Origin of the sequence: Corallococcus llansteffanensis (assembly GCF_003612055.1) — a bacterium.
GTDB classification, from domain to species: Bacteria; Myxococcota; Myxococcia; order Myxococcales; family Myxococcaceae; genus Corallococcus; species Corallococcus llansteffanensis.
Genome location: NZ_RAWB01000602.1, coordinates 1 through 5,931, shown reverse-complemented (window position 1 = coordinate 5,931; position 5,931 = coordinate 1). Strand labels below are relative to the sequence as shown.

5 protein-coding genes are annotated in these 5,931 nt (G+C 66.6%); 2 read left to right on the top strand and 3 right to left on the bottom strand.

Going from position 1 to position 5,931, the window contains the following annotated elements:
- Positions 1-1,968, top strand: a 1,968-nt coding sequence (locus tag D7V93_RS36165; protein ID WP_244237714.1) for a glycoside hydrolase family 15 protein, incomplete at its 5' end; no start/stop codon positions are given.
- 47 nt (positions 1,969-2,015) lie between these two features.
- Here the strand turns inward: D7V93_RS36165 and D7V93_RS36160 are convergent.
- The 3 genes from D7V93_RS36160 to D7V93_RS36150 form a co-directional block, all read right to left on the bottom strand.
- On the bottom strand, positions 2,016-2,771 hold the full coding sequence (locus D7V93_RS36160; RefSeq protein WP_120647689.1) for a DUF5953 family protein: 756 nt from the start codon (positions 2,769-2,771) through the stop codon (positions 2,016-2,018).
- The gene (locus D7V93_RS36155; RefSeq protein ID WP_341870984.1) at positions 2,768-3,406 is read right to left on the bottom strand and encodes a DUF6310 domain-containing protein; all 639 of its coding nucleotides are present in this window, start codon (positions 3,404-3,406) and stop codon (positions 2,768-2,770) included. The genes D7V93_RS36160 and D7V93_RS36155 overlap by 4 nt, the downstream gene beginning before the upstream one ends.
- A 325-nt stretch (positions 3,407-3,731) precedes the next feature.
- A complete protein-coding gene (locus D7V93_RS36150) occupies positions 3,732-4,577 on the bottom strand; it encodes a hypothetical protein (protein WP_120647687.1) in 846 nt (281 codons plus the stop codon).
- 118 nt (positions 4,578-4,695) lie between these two features.
- On the opposite strand from D7V93_RS36150, the gene D7V93_RS36145 reads away from it, so the two are divergent.
- Complete coding sequence (locus tag D7V93_RS36145; protein ID WP_120647686.1) at positions 4,696-5,772, top strand: hypothetical protein; 1,077 nt, start codon at positions 4,696-4,698, stop codon at positions 5,770-5,772.
- The last annotated feature ends 159 nt before the right edge of the window (positions 5,773-5,931 follow it).

Below are 5,931 nucleotides of genomic sequence, written 5' to 3'. Positions count from 1 at the left end.
GTCGCGTTCCTGCCCCGCGACACGCCGCTCATGGACCTCTACAGCGCCGCCAGGCGGATGGCCCGCCCCTTCCGGTTCACCAACCCGGCGTCCTACCGGGAGGTCCCCCTGGCGGGCCGCGGGGTGATTGGCGACGGAAGCTCCTGCGCGCTCGTCCGGCCGGACGGCGTCATCGACTGGCTCTGCTTCCCCCGCTTCGACAGCCCGAGCGTCTTCGCGGGCATCCTCGATGAGGAGAAGGGCGGCATCACCGGCATCACCCCCGTCGTGTGGCCCTTCGAGAGCCTGCAGCGCTACGACCCGGACACCAACGTCCTGGAGACGCTGTTCCGCTTCGAGCGCAAGGGGGCCATCCGCATCATCGACTACATGCCGTGGACCAATGATCCGCGCTCCACCGTCCACGAGGTGCACCGGCGCATCGAGTGCCTTGAAGGCGCGGTGGAGCTGAACATCGTCTTCGACCCGCGCTTCGGGTACGGGGCGTCGCAGACGCAGGTGGAGCGGGAGGAGCACGGCCTCGTCGCGCGCGGGTCGGGAGGGGAGCGGCTGGTCGCCGTGCTCAGCGGGGAGGCGCAATGGCGGCCCTGCCGGGAGCTGGGCGGCCAACCCTGCCGGGGAGACACGGGCCTCCAGACGCGCATCCGGATGGGGCCGGGCGAGCGGCGTTGGATGATCCTGTCGTGGGACTCGGACCGGCCGGAGCCCCTGGCCGCGTACCGGCCCTTCGACCACCTTCGGGATACCCGTCAGGCCTGGCGCGAGTGGGCGCAACAGCTCCACTACGAAGGGCCGTGGCGGCACCACGTCCTGCGCTCCGCGCTGGCGCTGAAGCTGCTGATGTACGGCCCCACGGGCGCGATGGTGGCCGCGCCCACCACCTCGCTCCCCGAGTGGATTGGAGGGCCTCGCAACTGGGACTACCGCTTCAGCTGGGTGCGCGACTCCGCGATGGCGGTCCGCGCCACCAACCTCCTCGGCTTCCTGGGTGAGTCGCGCGAGTTCTTCTACTTCGTGCGCGACACGTTGCAGCGCGGTGACCCGCTCCAGGTGATGTACACGCTGGACGGTGCCCCCGTGCCGCCGGAGCGGGAGTTGACCCACCTGGCCGGCTTCCAGGGCTCGCAGCCGGTGCGGCTCGGCAACGGCGCGAGGGACCAGTTCCAGTTCGACACCGCGGGCGCGCTGCTCGACGCGGCGTACCTCTACGAGCGCTTCGGCGGGCGGCTGCCGCTGCGCACCTGGAGGCTGCTCCGCTCGGTCATCCAGACCACCGCCTGCCGCTGGCGCGAGCCCGACCACGGCATCTGGGAGCCGCGCCGGGAGATGCGGCACAACGTCCACTCGAAGCTGATGGGGTGGCTGGCCCTGCGCCGGGGGCAGCACCTGGCACGGCTCTTTGGTGAGACGGCGCTGGAGCAGTCCAGTGCCGACCTGGCGGACGTCATCCGGGCGGACATCCTTCGCAACGGCGTGGACCCGGCGCGCAAGCACTTCGTCGGAGCCTACGGAGGCAACGAGCCGGACGCCGCGCTGCTGCTCTTGCCCATCGTCGGCTGCTTCCGGGGGACGGACCCATACATCCTGAGGACGCTCGACTGGCTGCGCGCGGAGCTGGGCGCGGGCCCGTTCCTGCGCCGGTACCGGATGGATGACGGGGTGGGGGGGCCGGAGGGAGGCTTCATCCTCTGCGGCTTCTGGCTGGCCGAGGCGCTGGCGCTGGCCAATCGCATCGAAGAGGCCGAGGACGTCTTCGTCGCGCACGCGGAGGCGTCGAACCACCTGGGACTGCTGGCGGAGGAGATCCACCCGCTGACCCGCGAGCAACTGGGAAACTTCCCGCAGGCCTTCAGCCACCTGGGCCTCATCAGCGCCGCCGCGCGCATCGACCGCGCGCTCCGGCTTCGGGACGAAGGGCAGTCGGAGCCCCCGCACCTCCTGGAGCCCGAGCCGCCAGCCATTGAGTGACTCCCTGATGTCCTGACGCTCGCCGTCGCCGGGTTGGAGCATCGAGGTCAAGGCGCTGCGCGTCCGCCGATCTCTGGAAAGCGCTCGTAGGTGCGCTTGAGCGTGTCCAGGTGGGTGGGGTTGTCCAGGTCGAGTGGCGCGTCGGTGAGCTGCACGACCCACCCGCCCGACGCCGTGCGCCGTGCCCGCTTGAGCAATTCAGAGTCGCGGGCGGGGTCCGGGAAGCCGATGGCCTGCGCGGCAGCCGCCGACCAGTAGTTGAGCCATCCAAGGTAATAGGGAATCTCGGGCGCGCGGATGTGCTCGAAGAGCTTCAGGGCGGGCAGCCCCCGACGTGGGGACGGTGGCCCCTCCAGCGTGGGTGCTATCTGATACGCGATGTCCAGCGCAGCGCTGTCCGGCGTCAGGTGACCCCAGAACGCACGCGCGCCCTCCGCTACGCGCTCCAACATCTCCGCCGCTGCCGTGATAACGGCCGCGTCCAGTGGCAGCTTCGCATGGATTTGGAACTGTGACTGGCCGCCAGGGCTCGCACTCGCGGATCGTCGCATCCCGGAAAGGGTCACGGGGTTGCTCTCGTCGCCGTTGCATAGCAACGGGAGCTTTCCGCGTGTTGCTGCATCCGCGAGCCAGGTCTCGCGTTGTGATAACTCGATGGGCCGCCCTCCTTTGCTCACTTCCCAATCCAGGCGCAAGCCGGGCAGCGCCAGTTCCATGCCACGGACGACAGCGAGTGTGCGACCGTCGTGCCCCACGAGTGTAGGCGCGTAGACGGTCAGATCGAGGCGCTTTCGCGGGGTCATCGTTTGCATCCTGTGACGACGATTTTGAGGCTGGGATCCTGTCGCAGCAGCGCTTCTCTGTGCGCGGCACTACTCACTCCAACGACGAAGCTATATCCACATGCCGCCGCGATGTCTCGGTCCTCCTGGAACTCTTCCACCTGATCTTCGATCACCCGATCCCGCAGGAATTCACTGTACGTGTCAAATTGATAGGTCTTGATCTCCCACAGCACACGCGCGCCGACTTGCAACGCATCAAAGCGCTTGCCGTTCACGAGCACGTCGTTATCGGGGTAGCGGTTCGGCGGAAACCTATCGGCGCACTCGTTATGCAGGTCATCCTTGCCCGCGTGAGGCACTGGAACAGGCTCGCAACTGGCGCGGCCCGTCCGGTCCACAGGCACAGGAGGCACTGGGGGCTGCCAATCCTGCTCCGCTGGCTCGGGCTTCAGCTTGGGCTTGCGTTGGGCTTCAGCTTCCCGGGATGACACCTTCGTTCCTCGTGAGGTCCCTGCTTCCTCAGGGTAGGAGTGGCGAAGTTCATATGCATCCAACGCTTCTTTGATGGCGACGGCGACCACTACCACGCCAAGGACGATCACGGCTCCCACAACGATCTCAGGAGCCACCAGAACGCAGAAGCCGACTCCCACGGCAGCGGCACCTGCGGAGGCGACCGAGCATCTTCCCGCGGTGTCGTGGAACTCGATCCGGTCATGGTCGAGGGCCTGATAGCACCTCTCCACCAGCGCGGGCCAAGGCTGGGAAGCTTCGCGGACAACGCACTGCCCACCGTCCCTCCAGGGCAGTGCCGCCGCGCGCTGGAGGTTGGCGAGTCTCTGGCTCCGGGTTCTCCGCGAGCTGGGAGGCGGCGTCGACGTAGCGCAGGCTGAGAGGAAGAGCAGGAGTGCGATGCAGGCGCGGAAACGCATGACCACGGCCTTTCAACCCCATCAGGGAGCTACAAGGATCCGCGCCTCAGTACTCGATCTGCTCGACGACGATATCGGCGAAGGTCCGCTGCTCAGAACCAACGCCCGTGTAGAGCATGTATCGCTGGCTCCAGAACTGCCACTCGCCCTTCTCGCGCCAGCCAACGATATTGGCGTTGGTCCCGGCAGCGGTGAAGCCTGGCCTCTGCGTCTTATTCTTCTCCAGGTCGCTCATGTATTGTCGCTCCTTGCCATAGAGCGTCACGGGAGAGGCTTGAGCGCCTACCGGGAGCTTCTTGATGACGTACTTGAGGTGCTCCGCCGTTTGTGACGTACGCTTGTCGCTTGCGCCGACATTGCTGTGGAGGACGACGGGCCTGCGCGGATCTCCGCCCACTCCGAACGTGCATCCCGTCATCGCGTCGGTGAAGAAGAAGTTGGCGTCGTCCCCCAGTTGCATCCAACAGACCCCATCCTCGTGCCAGGGCAGCAGGTATGCCCGCTTGCCTTGTCCTCCTTCATTTCCTCCCAGCTGGAAGTCATGCGCGGAGAGAAAGATGTCGGGAGGCGGAGAGATGATCGTCACGGAGTTCCGGTTCGTCCAACCAAACGTCCGAGGTGCCAAGGTGTAACCACGCAGCGCCTGGAGTTCGGCCTTGTCCTTTTCCCATTCCGGATCCGGCTCTTCATCCGAGTCCGACGACGCTTCAGGCTCCTGGTACCAGTACTTCAAGAAGACCCGGTGGCGTCCTTCCGTCGCCCCGAAGCTCAGCGGCTGGCCTTCGTAGCTGACGAGGTCCGCCTTCCGAGCGACGAGGTCCTGCGCGCTGATGCTTCCGCCCATCAGGATGATCTTCTGGCTGATGAACCGCTCTGGATCGGAAATGAACATGGTCGTCCTCCGCTGGACGCCGCCACTCTCGCAGAGGTGGACCTGGCATGCACGGAACGGAGGTGGGCAACCTTGTGGGTATTTGACGGAGTCGCGAGGGCGACCCTACGCTTTTCGGATGGCCACCATCACGTTCGAGAACGTCCGGAACGTCAATCCCTACTACAAATACGATCCGCGGGTCCTCACCGGCTTCAACGCGGTCCCGAACGTCTCCTACGCGCACAAGGCCAACACCATCAAAGCCATCCTGGAGCGCTCGAACCAGATTCCGATGTTCATTGATGACGTCGCCTATTGGCAGAACGAGGGAGAGCTGCCTCCGGCCCGTCAGATTGGGCCGAACCTGCAGCCCATCCATGTCGCGCCGACCCCTCCCGCGCCGCCCCGGGAGGTGCGGATCCGGTTGCACACGACCCGGGAGACCATCTCCTCCCTGGCGCGTGTCAATGACTTCTGTTTCGGAACCATCTCCCAGATATGTCCCGCGGACGCCAACCACGTTCCGGGCGCGAGGCCCTACCGCACCGTACACATCGAGATGGATGCCTGGTACTTCGAGAACTACCCGCTGGGGTTCTGTACCGGCATGCTCTGCCATGAGTTCGCTGTCCACCCGCAGGGCACCTACGTGCTCAAGCAGCGTGGCGATGATTCCCTGGACACGGAGGTCCGGTACAAGCGGGGCGGCCTGCGGGGACAGGCGTATGGAAACCCGCCGCACGCCCCCCGGGTGACGCCTTCGACGGCGGGCCAACCGGACCACGTCTTCGCCGCCCATCCGACCTCTCCACGGCATGGCATCTACATGGAGACGGTCGTCGACGTCGCGGTGTCCATGCTCGACCGCATCGACAACGGGCCCGGGGCGGGGGAGGTTACGGTGGCGAACCGCGACGTGACGGACCTCTTCAGGTGCTACCTGATGGATGTCGCGTCCATCCACTACACGAACGACCATCGTCCCAAGGGCATCACGGACCCGGCAGGGCTGGCCCGCTGCTTCAACAGCCACCTGCAGCTGTTGACGGCGACCCTGAACGCGGAGGCGGCGGATCCGCTCGCCGCCCGGCTCCTGACCCTTCTGCCGGGGCAGACGGGGGCCCTGTCGGTGATGAAGGACTTCGGCTACCTCTTCTCTTCGATGCTGTGGGGCCTGGGCCCGACCTGGAGCAAGTCCACGTCGGGCTTCTGAAGCCGCCGGGCGGCCACCCAGCCGGCGGCCGCGGAAGAGCTCGCGGTGCCCAGGCCCATCCACCACCCGCCCAGAGCACCCACTGGCGGGGCCGCTTGGGCCGGCGTGTGCCCAGAGGGGCTGCACGGCCTCCCCAAATGCCGTGCCACATGATGGGGG